The organism is Pseudomonas sp. WS 5078 (genome assembly GCF_012985745.1).
Lineage (GTDB): Bacteria > Pseudomonadota > Gammaproteobacteria > Pseudomonadales > Pseudomonadaceae > Aquipseudomonas > Aquipseudomonas lundensis_A.
Window position 1 is genome coordinate 175,947 of record NZ_JAAQWX010000005.1, and the last position, 15,950, is coordinate 191,896.

Genomic DNA, 15,950 nt, shown 5'->3' on the forward strand with positions numbered 1-15,950 from the left:
TCCCTGTAAGCGCGGCTCCCTCTCCCAGCGGGAGTGGATCGGGGAGAGGGGCTTTATTGTGGTTAGTTACCTTTCACCGCGTGATCCGGCTTTTTATCGTTGCCCGGGATGTAAGGGCTCCAGGGTTGGGCACGGATCGGGCCGTCGGTCTGCCAGACCACGCTGAACTGACCGTCGGGCTGGATTTCGCCAATCATCACGGGCTTGTGCAGGTGGTGGTTGGTCTTGTCCATGGTCAGTGTGTAACCCGACGGTGCCGCAAAGGTTTGTCCGGCCAGCGCCTCGCGCACCTTGTCCACGTCGGTCGATTTGGCCTGTTCCGCGGCTTGCGCCCACATGTGGATGCCGACGTAGGTGGCTTCCATCGGGTCGTTGGTCACGGCTTTGTCGGCGCCCGGCAGGTTGTGTTGCTTGGCATAGGCCTTCCAGTCAGCGACGAATTTCTGGTTGACCGGGTTCTCCACCGACTGGAAGTAGTTCCACGCGGCCAGGTTGCCCACCAGCGGCTTAGTGTCGATGCCACGCAGCTCTTCTTCGCCCACCGAGAAGGCAATCACCGGCACGTCGGTGGCCTTGATGCCCTGGTTGGCCAGCTCTTTATAGAACGGCACATTGGAGTCGCCGTTGACGGTGGAGATCACTGCGGTCTTGCCGCCGGCCGAGAATTTTTTGATGTTGGAGACGATGGTCTGGTAATCGCTGTGGCCGAACGGGGTGTAAACCTCTTCGATGTCTTTGTCGGCCACGCCTTTTGAGTGCAGGAACGCGCGCAGGATTTTGTTGGTGGTGCGCGGGTACACATAGTCAGTGCCCAGCAACACGAACCGTTGGGCGCTGCCGCCGTCTTCGCTCATCAGGTATTCAACGGCCGGGATGGCCTGCTGGTTGGGCGCGGCGCCGGTGTAGAACACGTTGGGTGACATTTCTTCACCTTCGTATTGCACCGGGTAGAACAGCAAACCGTTGAGTTCTTCAAACACCGGCAACACCGACTTGCGCGACACTGACGTCCAGCAGCCGAACACCACGGCGACCTTGTCCTGGGTCAGCAGTTGGCGACCTTTTTCAGCAAACAGGGGCCAGTTGGAGGCGGGGTCGACCACTACCGCTTCGAGCATTTTGCCGTTCACCCCGCCTTTGGCGTTGATCTCGTCGATGGTCATCAGCGCCATGTCTTTGAGCGAGGTCTCGGAGATCGCCATGGTGCCGGACAGCGAATGAAGAATGCCGACCTTGATGGTCTCGGCTGCGTGGACCGTCCAGCTCATGCCCATGGCTGCGATTGAGGCGGTAAGGGTGAAAGCTTTGATCAAGCTGCGACGCTTCATGGTGCGATCTCCAGAGTTCTGATGGTTGGCGAGCCAATACCTGCACTGCCAAGGGCTGTAGCAAGGGCTGTGCCGGATTGCTAAAGCCCTCTGAATAAGGGGGTTGCACACAAAGTGAGCCTTTTTTCGCACCACGACAGCGCCTGCAACCAACCCGCGTGCACGCCGATGCGCCGCCATGGTGCTTTGCCCGATGAAGGCGCGCAGGCAGTGAACCGCTGCCTGAAACAGAGCGTTTTGCAGGGACGCGCCATTTAAGTAATTAAATATGACCTGCGCTCAGGGCCGCTCTTGATGATGGGAAGGCGCAACGGCGTTGCGCTCAACCATCTGATTCAAGGAGTGTGAAAGTGAGCCAGTTTTTTCACGAGCGCGTGGAGCGCGGTACAGCGGCCAAGACTGTGCCGCTGCCTGCGTTAAGCCCGCCGTTTGCTTACCCTGATGACGCGGCCCGATATGCCCACGAAATGATTGGTGACCGGCGTGAGGTGGAGTACGGCGGAGTCATCTTGCAGCGTCAGGACGGGTTGTTTCTGGCGACCTTGCCGGTTCAGGGCGAAAGCCGGATGTTCCAGCATGACCGGGTGCTCTCGACGGATGCGGACAATAATTTTCTGCACCCGCCGGGCTACACCTGCTACGCGTTTTATCATTCCCATCCCAATAACTACGAAGAGGTTAAAAGGTACTTTCCGAGTTGGTCGAAAGAGTCTGTTGAGACCTCGATGAATTTCTTTTCGCCGCCCGATGTGATCTTCACCGTCGGCATGCGAGGGTTTGCGCGGGCGGGCTATTTATCCGGGCTTAATGGTTCGCTGATCAAATACGTGCCCAGTGGGTCTGACGCGGAGCACGCCCTGGTGCAGGCCTATCAAAAAGGAATCATCAGGGCCAAGCGCCTGATCGAATATGTGCACGAACTGTCAGCGGCGGGCGAACTGAGCGTTATCCAAACCAACGACATCTGGGGATGGAAAGTCGGAAAGGTGGGGGCCGATTTCAGCATTTACGTCCCGGCTGCCGGCATTGATGCGCCGAGCAAACGCGTGCAGCAACCTGCTTACAGCCCGGTTTTCACGACGCTACTGGAGGCCGTGAAATTCACCCGGTTGCGTCAGTATCAACAGCCTGAGCAACAATATGGCTACATCCTTAAATACCAGGATAAGGAGCAGTACCTGGCCACCGAGCCGGTAGTCGGTGCGCCAACTCCGTTCTCCCCTGAGGGTGTGTTTACCTTTAACGCAGCGGGTGCCGTGGTCATACCCAGAAATCTGGATGTGATTGCCCAGTATTACTGCGACAGCCTGTACCACGACCCGGCTCAGGTTCCGGCTCAACAGGCTCAGGTGTACAAGCGCTTTATCGAGCCCGGCGCGCTGGCGCACAGCCTGCGCCTGGCGCTAGCCCTGCGTTTTGATCGGCCAATACCGCCGTTGCCCTTGTACATCACAGTACGTGATGGTGCATTGCTGACGTATCAACCCTCTTCGACGTTTGCCGAAGAACCCTACGTGCGCCTGCTCAGCGTGGCCGAAGGCGGCGGTCTGGCAATTAAGCGCGACCTGTTGAGCGGTCATGTCACGCCCACTGCCTATATCCGCGGGCTGGCGCAAATGGGCACCTTGCAGGTGGTGTACCACAGCGATGTCTGGGGGCAGCCGGGTCAGGTCAAGCCGGATTGGACGCCGTATGCGCGCCTGCGTCGCAGAGCCTTGAGCCCTTCATTTGCAACGGCTGAAGACGCCGCCCGTTATGTCCATCAGAAAATAAGGCGCTCAGCCCGGACAGACCGCATCTTTGGTGGCCTGATCTTCCAACGGCTCGACAGGCGATTTGTGGCGACCGAGCCTCTGGCAGGGCGCAATGAAACCTTCGATCCCTCGGGCATCATCCCCGGCGAACGCCTTGACCTGACACCGGCAGGCGCAAGCGTTGTGGCGTTCTATCATGCTCATCACGCGCAGCACTCGATGTTGTCGACGCCGGACGTTGAGCAACAGCTGTACGCCAATATGTTTGAACCGCATGAGCTGTGCGCCGCTATCCAGGACCGTGACTGGGCGGCGGCTCGCTTTTTGTCCACCCCGGACGGCGCGCTACTCAAGTACGTGCCCAGTGGCTCTGATCGCGAAAAGAAGTTCCTTGCCCGGCTAGCACCGCCGGCGGCCAACCCGCAAAACGTGCGCCACAACACGCTGCAGCTCAAATTGCGCACCCATACGCTTAAGCCGACCGAGTACGTGGGGCAAGTGGTGCGAACCGGTGATCTGTACGTGATCGAGGGGAGTCCTTTATGGGGGCAACCTGCCAGGATCACCCCGCAATGGAAGCCCTCGCCTGCACCCGTTGACGTTCAGCAGGCCACTGTCCAGCCAGCGTTAAGCCCTGTATTTACACAGTCCCGTGACGCGGCCCGGTATGCACATACCCACATGGGGGCACGCCACAAGCGCCAATTTGGATTTATTTTGAAAAGCGTCCACAGCGACGAGTTTGTCGCGACGTTGCCGATGGAGGGCGGTGGGTTATTACTGGACCGCGTTTTCCCGCGTGAACACGCTGAGCGAAATAACACCCTGCCTTCGGGGTTCAAGCTTCATGCGGTCTATCTGGGTGCCCCGGCAACCTATTTCGCGACCCCCTGGGAAGTGAGAGAGGTGCGCAACCTCAATACGCTGTTGGGGTTTGTGACGCCTGACGACTTCGCAGACGGGTTGGGGCTGGTGAGTATGGTCAAGCAGCAGCGTGGCGCGTTTACGGGCGAGGTGCCGCTGTACCTGTCCACCAATGAAGGCGCGCTACTCAGGTATGTCCCGGTTAACCTGTGGCTGCAATTGACCTCCGGTCTGTTTCGCGACTGGGGCCGCCCGTTGCTGACCGACATACTGACCGGCGCATTGCATGTCACCAATTATGTCTATCAAGTGGCAGCCAGCGGTCAGCTTGATGTGTTGATTAAAAGCCCGCTCTGGAGCACCCCGGGGACCGTCACGGCCAGTTGGCTGCCTTACCGTAAACCGGTGACCATGCCGGTCGCGCAGACCCGGCGCTTTGCGTTGAGCCCTGTTTTCGCCCATGCCGACGATGCCGCCCGCTATGTGAACTCGAGCATTGCGCACCCCAACGCGTTAAATCTGGTCGCAGCCATATTGGGCACGTCTGACTACAACACCTTTGTCGCCATAGAACCCCTCACGGGCGGGGAGGTGGCCAATGCTCCGGAAACCCTGTTGTTCACCCACAAACACGTGGACGGCCAGTTGCACCCCCTACCGGTTTTTGCAGCGGGCTATACGCGCAAACACCTGGTGTTTTCTCGTGCGCCATCACTCCAGGCGTCCTACAGCAGGCTTGAGAACAACTTGCTCAACAACATGTTTTGGCCAGTGGATATTTGCTACGCCACCGACCTTTTAAAAACCTATGACAGCGACAACAGCTTTGCGACGATCTACCACTCGACCGATGATGGCGCGCTGTTGAAATACACGCGTGGCACGTCGGCGGCGACACAGCAGCTCTGCCAGCCGATCAGTGGATCGAACCTTACCTATGAGGGGTATTTCGCGGAGAACTATCAACCGGACCGCACCACTCGACGTTACGAGGAATACGTTCCACCGACGCTCAAACCCAGCGAGTTACTGACGCGCGTCCTTAATAGCGGAACGTTGAGTGTGGTGGTGATCAGCCCGACCTGGCCGCATAAGGGCGATGTCGCCCAGAGCCTCACCATCACCGGCCAAACCCAGCAAACACCGTTTGACTGGGACGATGCCAGCAAGCTGCAACAGGGCGCAGCGAGCACCCTGGAAATCCCGTCAGCGCCGTGGCACGACGAGCTTTAGCGTTTGCGCATCAACGCGATAAAGAACAGCCCGCCTATGGCTGCGGTGGCCACTCCGATGGGCAAGTCTTCCGGGGCGATCAAGGTGCGAGCGGCCACATCGACCCACACCAGAAACACGCTGCCCAGCAAGGCTGACACCGGCAGCAGGCGTCGGTGTTCTGCGCCGATCAAACGGCGTGCGATGTGCGGGATCATCAAGCCAACAAAGCCGATCGAACCGCTGATGGCCACCAGTACACCGGTCATCAGCGAAGCAATCAGAAAGACCCGCAGTCGCACATTGCGGGCATTGAGGCCGAGGGTGACGGCGGTTTGTTCACCGGCCATCAAAGCATTCAGCGGACGGGCCATTCCCAGCAGCAAAACCAGCCCCAGCAAGACGCTGGCGCTGGGAATGGCCAGCAGTTCCCAGCGCGCCAGCCCCAAGCCGCCGAGCATCCAGAACAGTACGGCGGAACTGGCGCGATGATCGCCCAAAAACAGCAGTGTATTGGCCACGGCCATCATCACAAACGATACCGCCACGCCGCATAACAGCAGGCGATCGCTGTCCAGTCGCCCGTGGCGGCTAGCGATGGCCAGTACCAGCAGCATGCTGAGCAAGGCGCCAATAAAGGCTGCGATGGGCAGGGTCAGCAAACCGACGATCTCGCCCACGTGCAACACCACGATCACGGCGCCTAGCGTAGCGCCGCTGGTGACGCCCAGCAGGTGCGGGTCAGCCAGCGGATTACGCGTCACGGCTTGCAACACAGTGCCGATCAAGGCCAGCCCGGCACCGACCAGCGCTCCCAGCAACATGCGCGGGACGCGAATCAACCACACGATGTGCGCTTGCCCCGCCGTCCAGCTCACGTCACCGATACCGAACAGTTTGTTCAGCAGGATGTGCCACACCACCTCCACCGGAACCCGCGCCGGGCCAAAGCCCAGCGACACGACACACGACACCAGCAACAGGGCACCGAGGCTGGTCAGCAGCAGTGCGTAACGACCCGTCATCATTGCGGATGAAAGCCTTTGGCAAGCGTCTCGATCGCCAGCACGTTGTCGATACCCGGCGTGGCTTGCACGTACGGAATGACGATGAAGCGTTTGTGACGAATCGCGTCCACTGATTGCAGCGCAGGGTGGGTTTGCAGGAAGTGCTGTTTCTGCTCCGCAGTGACTTCGCTGTAATCCACAATCACGATCACTTCTGGATTGCGTTCGACCACGGTTTCCCAATTGATGCGGGTCCAGCTGGCGTCGATGTCGCTGAGGATGTCGTTACCGCCCGCCGCTTCAATCAACGCATGGGGGATGCCCAGACGGCCGCTGGTCATGGCGCGGTCTTCGCCGCTGTCGTACAGAAATACCCGCGGCTTTGAGGCCGGCAAGGCCTTCTGAACGTCAGCAATTGTTTGCTGCATGTGTGCAATCAACTCGTTGGCGCGGTCTTGCACGTCGAAAATTTTGCCGAGGTTGCGCAGGTCGTTGTAAGTGTCCTCCATGCTGGCTGCCGGGCGTTTCATTACAAACGCGCAGGACTCAGTCAGTTCGTAGACATTGATGCCCAGCGGCGTGAGGGTGTGCGGTGTCAGGTCTCCGCCGACGCGCATGCCGTAGTCCCAGCCGGCGAAAAAGAAATCCACATTGGCATTGAGCAGTGTTTCCACGGAGGGGTACTTGCTCGCCAGTTCCGGCAGGCCCTCAAGGATCACCTTCATCTGGGGAGTGACAGCCTTCCAGCCACTGATGCCGCTGTAGCCGGCCATGTGCGGTTTGAGGCCCAGCGCGAGCATCATTTGGGTCATGTTGATGTCATGGCTGACCGCGTGTTTGGGGGCTTCATTGAAGGTCACGTCGCGGTTGCAGCTTTTGACCGTTAACGGGTAATGCGTGGCTTCGGCCTGGGCCAGCTGGGCGGCACACATAACGCTCAAGCAGAGCATGAGGCGGATCAGGTTCATGGTTGGGTTATCCAGGTAATGCGCGGGTAGCCGGACAGGGGATGGTCATCGATCAGGGCTTCGACGCCAAACACAGCGCGTAACATATCAACCGTCAGCACTTCGCGAGGTGTGCCGCTGGCCACGATCCGGCCATGGTTAATCACATACAGGCGGTCACAAAACGCGGCAGCCAGGTTCAGGTCGTGAATGCTGGCGAGGGTGCCGATGTTCAGGCGTTTGACCAATTGCAGCAGCTCGAGCTGGTAACGCGGGTCGAGGTGATTGGTCGGTTCGTCGAGGATCAACAGGTCCGGTTGCTGGGTCAAGGCGCGGGCCAGAATCACGCGCTGTTTTTCACCGCCCGACAGGGTGGCAAACGCGTGGTCTTCAAAACCGTGCAAGCCCACGGACGCGAGGGCATTTTGCGCCAACTGGCGATCGGCTTCCGTGTCGCCGTCAAACAGTCCTTTATGCGGGGTGCGGCCCATGGCGACCACTTCATCGACCGTCAGGCCGAAGGCATCCGGGAACTCTTGCAACACCACGGCGATGCGTTGCGCGCACCAACGGGGGGATTGTTGCCAAAGGTTGTGCTGCTCCAGATGAACCGTGCCCGCCTCGGGTTTGCTGAACCGGTAGGCGCAGCGCAGCAGGCTGGTCTTGCCGCTGCCGTTGGGCCCGATCAGGCCCACGAACTCGCCTGCAGCCACGTGCAGGTTGGCGTCACGCAGATGAAACTGGTGATGGCAGTGGCCGTGACCCAGAGGTGACCAGGCAAGTTGCGTGAGGGTGAGGCGAGGCATAAGGGTCCAGGTTAAACGTTAAAAGGCGTAATCGGCCGTTACAAAGAACGAGCGCGGCTCGCCCATGAGCCATTGCTGGCCGCCATTGTATTGGGTTACGGCGTACTGGCGATTAAACAAATTGTTCAGGCGCAACCCCAGGATGGTATTGGGCAGGGCATTCCAGCTCACAGTGGCGTCTACCACGGTGTAGCTCGGCAGTTCGACAGTGTTGGCCGTGTCGGCATAACGCGCATCTACATAACGCACACCGGCGCCTGCGTTCACATCGTCGGTGATGAACGTGCTCAACCACAGGTTGGCGGTGCGACGCGGTACGTCGGTGGGGCGATTGCCTTTGCGCGAGACGCCGTCGTCGTTGAAGTTGTCGTATTCAGCCCGCACGATCGAGGCGTTGGCTTGCAGGGCCCAGCGGTTCGGCAGCTGCAGATCGAGGCTAGCCTCCAGGCCGTTTGACGATTGTTCACCCACTTGCAGGGTGCGAGTGAAATCACTGGGGTCGGTGGTCAGTAAATCCTTTTTGACGATGTGATAAGCCGCCAGCGTCCACTCGCCGCGCTGCTCCCAGAACATCTGTTTGAAGCCGACTTCAGTCTGGCGCGCATGGGCCAGGCCGAAATTTTGCTGACGTTGGCTCAAGCTGATCAACCCCCCCACGCCATCGACACTGGTGGCCTGTTGAGCATAGATCGACATGTCCGGCGTCAATTCGTACACCAGCCCGACTTTCCAGCTGTTGGCCGACAGGCCACGGTCGCTGCGGGTGGTGACGCCGCTTTCGGCGAAGTCATCGCGATCCAGGCGCACGATGTCGCGGCGTACGCCAGTGACCAGCGACAGTTGATCGGTCAACGTAGTGCGATTTTCTGCGAACAGCGCAACCTGCCGGGTCGTGGTGGTGAATTGATCGCGGTACGGGGATGCGCTCTCGAACTGGTCACGGTCCGGGTGGTACACGTCGACAGGTTGACCGCCCGGTGCGACATCGTTGTAGGGCGCATTGCTGTGCAGGTTGAAGTGGATGCGGTTGTACTCCATGCCCACCAGGGTTTTGCTTTTCAGGCCGAACAGGTCGTGGTTCAGGGTGAAGGTCTGACGGTCGCCAAACTGCTCCTGATGGTGCTTGATGCTGAAAAAGCCACTGCGCAACAGGCTTTGGCTGCCCTCATCCCAGGCATGGTTTTCGGCGTTCTGCCAGCGCCGCTGGGCTTTCAGGTAATACAGTTCGTTGCTGGCGCTCAGGGTGTCGCTGATCTGCCATTCGGTGTTCAGGCGCGTCCACTGGTCGTTGTAGTGCAGTTTGGCGTCGCGCACGTTGTAATTTTTGTCGCGCAGACTCTTGTGGTATCGGCCGTTGATCAACGGCACGCCAAAGTCGTTCTGCGGTTGCTGGTCGCCGTAGTCGTGGCTCAGGGTGAAGGTCAGGTCGTCAGTGGCCTGCCAGCGTAGGGCGGCGCTGATGAAGGTGTTTTCTGAATCGCCATGGTCGATCCAGCCGTTGCTTTGGGTGTGGTTGAGGTTCAGCCGGTAGCTCAGGGTGTCGGTCAGTGAGCCGCCGCTGTCCAGCGCTTGTTGTCGGGTGTCATACGAGCCGTAGCCGAGGCGCACGTGGTTTTCGATGTCACCCATGAACGGCTTTTTCGGGATCACGTTGATCACCGCGCCTGTCGCGCCCTCGCCGTACAGTACTGAGGCCGGGCCGCGCAGCACGTCGATACGCTCCACCGACCAATCGTCCACCGGAAAGGTCACAGTGCCTGCGCCGCTGTAGAGGCGCACGCCGTCATACAGCTGCATGACCGAGCCTTCACCCACGAAGCCACGGGCCGAGTACGCAGAGCCGCCGTTACCCGGTGTGCCGGTGTTGCTGATGCCGGTGGTGCGGGTCACGGCGTTCTGAACGCTGCGATCGCCACGCGCGCGGATCTGCGCGCCGGTCAGGTTTTCGACACTGGCCGGGGTTTCGAGGCTGCTGAGGTTCAGGCGCGAGCCTGCGCGGGTGGCAGTCTTAAGGTCGATGTGAGTGTTATCGACTTCAGGGGCCGTGATGGTCGCGGCGGGCAGCATCAAGGACGGTGCGGTGTCGTCCGCCTGCGCAGGGTTGACGGTCAGCAGGCAAAGGCTGGAGAACAGGTACTTATTCATCGGGGCAATGAGTCGCTTTTTTAAAGGGATGCCCGCTGCCTCCTGGCGGCGGGTGATGAAGCGTCAATGAAGCAGTTACACATAACAGGCTTATCGGACTTTTTTGTCAGCGCGCCATTATCCCTGAGTCTCTAGCCGGCACCTCTCGAACCATTCACGTTGGTCATGAGTGCTGTTCACGTTGTTGTTTGGCGCGGATCCGCAACAGCACCCGATCGAGTACCCAGACGGCAAGCAATGAAACGCCGACCAGCGGAAACAGCACCGCCAGCCCAAGCATGATCAGCACACCGGTTTTCCATGTTGGCAGTGCATGGCGCAGCGGCGGTACGCCCAGGCTGCCTTGCGGGCGGCGTTTCCACCAGATCACCAGGCCACTGATCGAACTGAGCAAAATCATCAGGCACACCAGCAGGATTGCGATCTGATTCAGCGAGCCAAAGAGTTTGCCTTCGTGCAGCATCACGCCCATTTCGGTGGCACGGGCGACGTTGCTGTAATGCTGCCAGCGCACGTCGGCCAGCACTTCGCCGGTGTATTGATCGACATGCAAGGTGGCATCGTCACGCGGGTCGTCGGCGAAGACTGCGACGGTGAAGACACCTTCTGCGGTGGTCGGCAACGTGATGCTGTAACCGGGTTCGACGTTGCGGCGGGTCGCGGTGTCGACCACGTGCTGCAAGGTGATGGTCGGCGCCGCAGGGCCGCTGGAATGAGCACCGTGGCCCATGTGCTCGGCGTGGGCGCCCGAGACGGGCATTGGGGTGTTTTCCATCGCCCAGGGCACGGTTTGGCGGGTTGCCGTGTTGAGGCTGCGCGCTTCTGTGTCGGACGTGGGCACGTTGTTCCACATGGCGGCCGGGAATTGATTCCACAGGTCGGCGTACTGCTTGCCCCAGAAACCGGTCCAGGTCATGCCGCTGATCAACATAAACAACAACAATGCTGCGCCCCAGAATCCGGTGACGGCGTGCAGGTCGCGCCACAGCACGCGCCCGCGACGGGTCAAACGTGGCCATAGCACGCCTGCGGCCGATTGCCCGCGCGGCCACCACAGGTACAGCCCGGAAATCACCAGCACCACGCCCCAGCCTGCGGCCAGCTCTATCAAGCGGTCGCCCAGGGTGCCGATCATCAGTTCGCCATGCAGCGCCCGCGCCACGGCTTGCAGGTTGAGCTTGGCATCCTGCTCGCCCAGCACCTCGCCGTTGTAGGGGTTGATAAACACATTCAGCTCGCGCCCGCCGCTATGGATGACGAACTGGCCGCTGCGCTGCGGGTTGATCGGGGGCAGGTACTGGCTGATATGCCCCTGTGGATAAGTGGCCTGAACGCGGGTGAGTTGTTCGTCGGCGCTGAGGCTGTGATGGCCCGGGGTGAGGTTGATCAAGTGGTCGTAGAGCAAAGGGTCGAGCTGGGGCTTGAACAGGTAAATGATCCCGGTCAGGGCTAACAGAATCATGAACGGGGCGACAAACAGCCCGGCGTAGAAATGCCACCGCCAGGCCAGGTTGTAAAAAGAAGGAGTGGGTTGGCTCATGTGAGCGGCTCCGCAAGGTAAATAGTATTAATGACGCCTGCCCCCCATCCTTCTTCCGGTTGGAGAGGGACGGGGGGCAGGCAACGCGGCTGTTTAGAAACTCACATCAATCTTTGTCCACAACGTGCGGCCAGGTTCGTTGATCGGCGTCGGGTCGGTCGCCGGGTAGCCGTATCCTGCGTTACCGGCCATGTTCAGGTGCTCGCTGTAGTTTTTGTCCAGCAGGTTGTCGACCCCGGCGCTGACTTTCAGGTTTTTGTTGATGCGGTAGGCGCCGTTGAGCGAGAACACGCCAAAGCCTGCGCTTTTGTCGTAATCCTTGCCCACCACGTTACCGGCGTTGCGATCGATCCGGTCCTGCCGGGCCACCACGCGCCACAAGGCACCGGCGCTCCAGTCGTCTTCGCTGTAGGTCAGGCCGAGGCGGGTGTCGAGCGGTGGCATTTGTGGCAGTGCCTTGCCGTCCGTGGTGTTTTTGCCCCAGGCATACGCCAGGGTGGCGTCGGCTTTCCAGTTGGAGGTCAACTGATACGCAGCCCCCAGTTCACCGCCCATGACCCGTGCGTTGACATTCTGTGCCTGGGAAGAACCCTTGGCGTAATCGAACAGGATGTAATCGCGAATCTCCCCGGCGTAGACCGAGGCCCAGGCTTCGAGGCGCTCGGTTTTGTATTGCAGTCCCATGTCGAGCTGGGTGGTCTTTTCGGGTTTGATGGCGTCGAACGCATTCACCGAGCCCGCGGGGCCTGAGGTGGGTGAAAACAGTTCCCAGTAATCCGGGAAACGCTGTGCGTGGCCCAAACCGGCGTAGACGGTGGCCGGGCTGTCAGCGAGGTCATGTTCATAGCGCACAAAGCCGCTGGGCAGGGTATCGGCGCGGGTTTTATCGAGTGTCGGGTTGGGCTTGCTCATCATTCCCGAACCGATACGGGCGCGGAAATCCTTGGCGGACGCGCGGTCAAGGCGGGCGCCGGTAATGACGCGGTCGCGGTCAGCGGCGTACCAGGTCAATTCGCCAAAGGCCCCGTAGTTGTGGAAATCGGCATCCTTGCTCCAGTTCTGGTCCTTGTAGGTGTCGATGCCCATTCCCATGCGTTTACGGTGTTCGTTGGTCTGTGCATCGATGCCGCTGATCAACTGCAAATCTGCCCAGTGCCAGGTGGCCTTGATGCGTGCACCCAGGGTTCGGCGGTCGACGTTGGAGGCCATGGGCCCGGCCATCATGCCGGTGCCGGATGGGGTGCGCAGGGTGTAGTTGTCCATCACGTGGTCGGCGTAGTTGTAGTAAACCTGCGCTTCGACCTTGTCGAGCACTTCCCCGATGTTGGACTTCTCAAAGCGCAGGCCCAGGCTTTCGCGTTTGTACTGGCTACCGTCCATCCCGCGGCCGGCCGAACGGGCTTCGCCGTCGCCCTTGCCGGCGGTGAGCTCCAGCAGCGTGTCGGCGTCAGGGGTCCAGCCGAGGGCAACATCGCCGTTCCATTTGTCATAACGCGACGGCACCGTGTCGCCGTTGCCGTCCTTGTAATCGTCGGCGTGCGCGGTATTGCCGATCACGCGCACATAGCCCAACGGGCCACCGGCAGCGGCATCGATGGTTTTGTCGAAGCGGCCGTTTGAACCCGCTAGCAGACTGGCATTTACCCGCGTACCCAGTTCACCGAAATGTTCGGGTTGGCGATCAAACAGGATGGTGCCCGCCGAGGCGCCCGGCCCCCAGAGCACGGTTTGCGGGCCTTTGATGACCGTGAGTTGATCGTAGGTTTCCGGCGAAATGTAGGACGTCGGGGCGTCCATGCGGCCCGGACAGGCGCCGAGCATCACGCCGCCGTTGGTGAGGATGTTCAGGCGTGAGCCGAACATGCCCCGCAGCACCGGATCACCGTTGGTGCCGCCGTTGCGGATCAGGGCGAACCCGGGGATGGTTTTGAGGTAATCACCGCCATCGCTGGCGGGCACCGGCTGGCGCGGGTCTTTAGGGTTGGTGACGATGGTCAGCGGGGAGCTGGGTGCTACGGCCGTGACCACGGTCGGGCTGAGTTCACGCACGTGTCCGGCGTGCTCATCCACCGGGTCGGCCGCCTGCGCCAACGGCGCGAACAATGCGCAGCACAGCGCGCTCAGGGCAAAGGGGAAAACCGTCTGTGCCTGGGACAAACGGGAGACAGCAGTAAAACGGGACATAAACATTCCAATATTCAAGCGAGTACAACACGGCCACGCGCCTGCGGCTGTCTTGAGCAGCGCATACAGACGGGCCTGGGTGAGGTTGTTGTGTCGGTGACTAAAGGAAGGCGGGTGGGGCGCGTGAGCGGGCCCCGGGGAAGACCGGTTGCCGGGCATGGCCCAGCCGGGGGTTGGACGCCAGGTAGCGTTTGGGCGCAGGCGCATCGAACAGGTTCAGGCCGATACTGCCCGGCAGCGCAGGGCAACTGAACAGCAGCGTGCAATAGCCGCACTTTTCCCACATGGCGTGATGGTCAGCAGCCGGTTGTTGATGCTCCGCGTGCTCGCTGTGCGCCGCCATCCGCATGTCCATTGGCATCGGCATGGAGGCGTGATGGTCCATCGGCATCGCCTGGGAAATCAGCGGGCCGATGAAAATCATCAACATGGCAAACAGGCTCAGCCAACTGCCGCGTGTCTGCGACGTGGATGGCCTGGCGCGAAGGGCGCGCACGGGGCTCAAAGACCTTTGCGGTTAGTGTGCGTGCGGGGTGCCTTTGCTGGCGCCGGGAGCCTGCTTTTGCACGTTCACGTCGACCAGTACGTCGCCTGCCTTTTCAAAGTGCAGGGTCAGGGGGAAGCGCTTTCCGTCTCGCAGCAGGTTGCGGTCTTTGGGGTTGAACAGCATCACGTGGTACGCCATGGGGGCAAACGTGACAGTGCCCCCTGCCGGGATATCGACCGCGGGGACGTGCTGCATTTTCATCAGGTCGCCCTGCATGACGTGTTCGTGAATCTCTGCTTTTTCCGCAATCGGGGTGTTTGCGCTCAACAAGCGATCGGCGGTGTCGCCGGTGTTCTTGATGATGAAATACGCCGCCACGGTAGGCGCATTGGGAGGCAGCTCCTGAGACCACGGGTGAGCGATCTCCAGCGCGCCCACGGTGTATTGGTGGGCGTTGGCGAAACAGGCAGGCAACATCAGCGCCGCCGCAATCAGGGCGTGCTTGACCAGTGACAGGTTCAACATGGTTATTCTCCGAAGTGATTCAAAGCGCAAAAGGGTTGCGAGGATGAATCACGCCAGAGGCGAAGCGCGGGGGTTGAGGCTCGGCCATTGCTGGCGCGGGGTGGGGCGTTTCAGGTGATCCGGCACTTGGCTATGCCCGTGCTCGATGGCCGCGAAATAGAGCGTCGGGACATGGGACGGCAAGGCCACCAGCGGCGCCGAACCCGAGCAGCACCAGCAGTGCTGCATGGTCGAATGATCGTCGTTCTGGCTGTCGCCCGCATCAACCTTGCCCAGCGACACAGCCACCATTTTGGTGCCGGTTGAGGTGCAAAAGCTGCTCCACATGAACTGCTCGGAGGGCGCCTGACGGGCACCGCTCATCGCGCCTGCCGTCGACATGGCGAGCATGTTGAACAGCACTGCGAAGCAGGCGATCCAGGCAAATGCAAACCGTTGTCGGGACATGACGAATTCCGTGAGTGGAGCGATCAAGGGCGCTATTTAGCCTGAATGATCGGCGTAAGTAAAAAGGCCAGGTGCGGCGAAGTGTCGCCCGGCAGTGCTGGCGAACCTCAGGCCGCGCTTGCGTGGAGTTTAAGCCCAAGCGCTTTCATGACTTTCATGATTGTCGCGAACTCTGGGTTACCGCTGCTTCCAAGGGCTTTGTAGAGGCTCTCGCGGCCTAATCCAGTGTCCCGAGAGATCTGACTCATGCCTTGGGCGCGGGCAATATCGTTAAGGGCAGCACGAATCAGACTGCCGTCACCCGGATCTTCATCGAAACAGGCATCAAGGAATGCAGCCATTTCTGAAGGGTTTTTCACGCAGTCGGCAGTATCGAGACGGATAAATTGTTCGGTCATTGTTCAGTCCTCACAACTCAATGTTTTGGCTATATGTTGTGCGCGTTTTATGTCTCGCACCTGGGTTGTTTTGTCGCCGCCAATGAGCAACAGGTAAATGACTTCTCCCTTGCGGGTGCAGTAAACCCGATAGCCTGCCCGCAATGAATGCGCATTTCGTACACACGATCTCCTACAGGTTCACAGTCAACGAACTGCCCTAATCCTGCGGCTCTAATGCGTGCCAGAATGCGTGCTTGCCCACTCTTGTCTTTTAATGAGCTTAGCCATTTTGCGAATTCATGGGGGTTGCTCGAGATTGATCAT

Annotated in this window: 12 protein-coding genes and 1 pseudogene; 1 reads left to right on the top strand and 12 read right to left on the bottom strand. The window is 60.1% G+C overall.

The window, feature by feature from the left end:
* Window positions 1–62: 62 nt before the first annotated feature.
* Window positions 63–1,328: an urea ABC transporter substrate-binding protein gene (gene urtA / locus HBN68_RS09360; RefSeq protein ID WP_094992009.1), complete on the bottom strand. Its 1,266-nt coding sequence runs from the start codon at window positions 1,326–1,328 to the stop codon at window positions 63–65.
* A 350-nt stretch (window positions 1,329–1,678) separates the two neighbouring features.
* On the opposite strand from urtA, the gene HBN68_RS09365 reads away from it, so the two are divergent.
* On the top strand, window positions 1,679–5,179 hold the full coding sequence (locus HBN68_RS09365) for a DUF4329 domain-containing protein (protein ID WP_169963762.1): 3,501 nt from the start codon (window positions 1,679–1,681) through the stop codon (window positions 5,177–5,179).
* Here HBN68_RS09365 and HBN68_RS09370 read toward each other — a convergent pair.
* The 11 genes and pseudogenes from HBN68_RS09370 to HBN68_RS22175 all read right to left on the bottom strand — a co-directional run bounded on the left by HBN68_RS09370 (window position 5,176) and on the right by HBN68_RS22175 (window position 15,943).
* Window positions 5,176–6,186: an iron ABC transporter permease gene (locus HBN68_RS09370; RefSeq protein WP_169963764.1), complete on the bottom strand. Its 1,011-nt coding sequence runs from the start codon at window positions 6,184–6,186 to the stop codon at window positions 5,176–5,178. The two genes, HBN68_RS09365 and HBN68_RS09370, sit on opposite strands and share 4 nt — an antisense overlap.
* Entirely contained in the window at window positions 6,183–7,133 is a 951-nt protein-coding gene (locus HBN68_RS09375; RefSeq protein ID WP_094992012.1) for an ABC transporter substrate-binding protein, read from the bottom strand. The genes HBN68_RS09370 and HBN68_RS09375 overlap by 4 nt, the downstream gene beginning before the upstream one ends.
* On the bottom strand, window positions 7,130–7,918 hold the full coding sequence (locus tag HBN68_RS09380) for an ABC transporter ATP-binding protein (protein WP_094992013.1): 789 nt from the start codon (window positions 7,916–7,918) through the stop codon (window positions 7,130–7,132). Before HBN68_RS09380 ends, HBN68_RS09375 begins: the two co-directional genes overlap by 4 nt.
* 18 nt (window positions 7,919–7,936) lie before the next feature.
* Complete coding sequence (locus HBN68_RS09385) at window positions 7,937–10,063, bottom strand: TonB-dependent receptor (RefSeq protein WP_169963767.1); 2,127 nt, start codon at window positions 10,061–10,063, stop codon at window positions 7,937–7,939.
* Between the two features lie 163 nt (window positions 10,064–10,226).
* Window positions 10,227–11,603, bottom strand: coding sequence for a PepSY domain-containing protein (locus tag HBN68_RS09390; protein ID WP_169963769.1), 1,377 nt, complete (start codon window positions 11,601–11,603; stop codon window positions 10,227–10,229).
* A 93-nt stretch (window positions 11,604–11,696) separates the two neighbouring features.
* Complete coding sequence (locus HBN68_RS09395; RefSeq protein ID WP_169963771.1) at window positions 11,697–13,787, bottom strand: TonB-dependent copper receptor; 2,091 nt, start codon at window positions 13,785–13,787, stop codon at window positions 11,697–11,699.
* Between the two features lie 100 nt (window positions 13,788–13,887).
* Entirely contained in the window at window positions 13,888–14,283 is a 396-nt protein-coding gene (locus HBN68_RS09400) for a DUF2946 domain-containing protein (protein ID WP_346010206.1), read from the bottom strand.
* A gap of 21 nt (window positions 14,284–14,304) precedes the next feature.
* Complete coding sequence (locus HBN68_RS09405; RefSeq protein WP_169963892.1) at window positions 14,305–14,784, bottom strand: copper chaperone PCu(A)C; 480 nt, start codon at window positions 14,782–14,784, stop codon at window positions 14,305–14,307.
* Between the two features lie 63 nt (window positions 14,785–14,847).
* Window positions 14,848–15,246 carry a DUF2946 domain-containing protein gene (locus HBN68_RS09410; protein WP_169963773.1) on the bottom strand — a complete coding sequence of 133 codons (399 nt, stop codon included), beginning with the start codon at window positions 15,244–15,246 and terminating at the stop codon, window positions 14,848–14,850.
* A 107-nt stretch (window positions 15,247–15,353) separates the two neighbouring features.
* Window positions 15,354–15,644 (bottom strand): addiction module antidote protein, encoded by a 291-nt coding sequence (locus HBN68_RS09415; protein WP_169963775.1) that lies wholly within the window; start codon window positions 15,642–15,644, stop codon window positions 15,354–15,356.
* 3 nt (window positions 15,645–15,647) lie between these two features.
* Window positions 15,648–15,943 (bottom strand): annotated as a pseudogene (locus HBN68_RS22175) (type II toxin-antitoxin system RelE/ParE family toxin).
* Window positions 15,944–15,950 lie beyond the last annotated feature (7 nt).

Coding starts and splice junctions, on each gene's coding strand:
- HBN68_RS09395 (WP_169963771.1), bottom strand. CDS start 13,787: ATGTCCCGTTTTACTGCTGTCTCCCGTTTGTCCCAGGCACAGACGGTT.
- HBN68_RS09415 (WP_169963775.1), bottom strand. CDS start 15,644: ATGACCGAACAATTTATCCGTCTCGATACTGCCGACTGCGTGAAAAAC.
- HBN68_RS09385 (WP_169963767.1), bottom strand. CDS start 10,063: ATGAATAAGTACCTGTTCTCCAGCCTTTGCCTGCTGACCGTCAACCCT.
- urtA (WP_094992009.1), bottom strand. CDS start 1,328: ATGAAGCGTCGCAGCTTGATCAAAGCTTTCACCCTTACCGCCTCAATC.
- HBN68_RS09370 (WP_169963764.1), bottom strand. CDS start 6,186: ATGATGACGGGTCGTTACGCACTGCTGCTGACCAGCCTCGGTGCCCTG.
- HBN68_RS09380 (WP_094992013.1), bottom strand. CDS start 7,918: ATGCCTCGCCTCACCCTCACGCAACTTGCCTGGTCACCTCTGGGTCAC.
- HBN68_RS09390 (WP_169963769.1), bottom strand. CDS start 11,603: ATGAGCCAACCCACTCCTTCTTTTTACAACCTGGCCTGGCGGTGGCAT.
- HBN68_RS09410 (WP_169963773.1), bottom strand. CDS start 15,246: ATGTCCCGACAACGGTTTGCATTTGCCTGGATCGCCTGCTTCGCAGTG.
- HBN68_RS09375 (WP_094992012.1), bottom strand. CDS start 7,133: ATGAACCTGATCCGCCTCATGCTCTGCTTGAGCGTTATGTGTGCCGCC.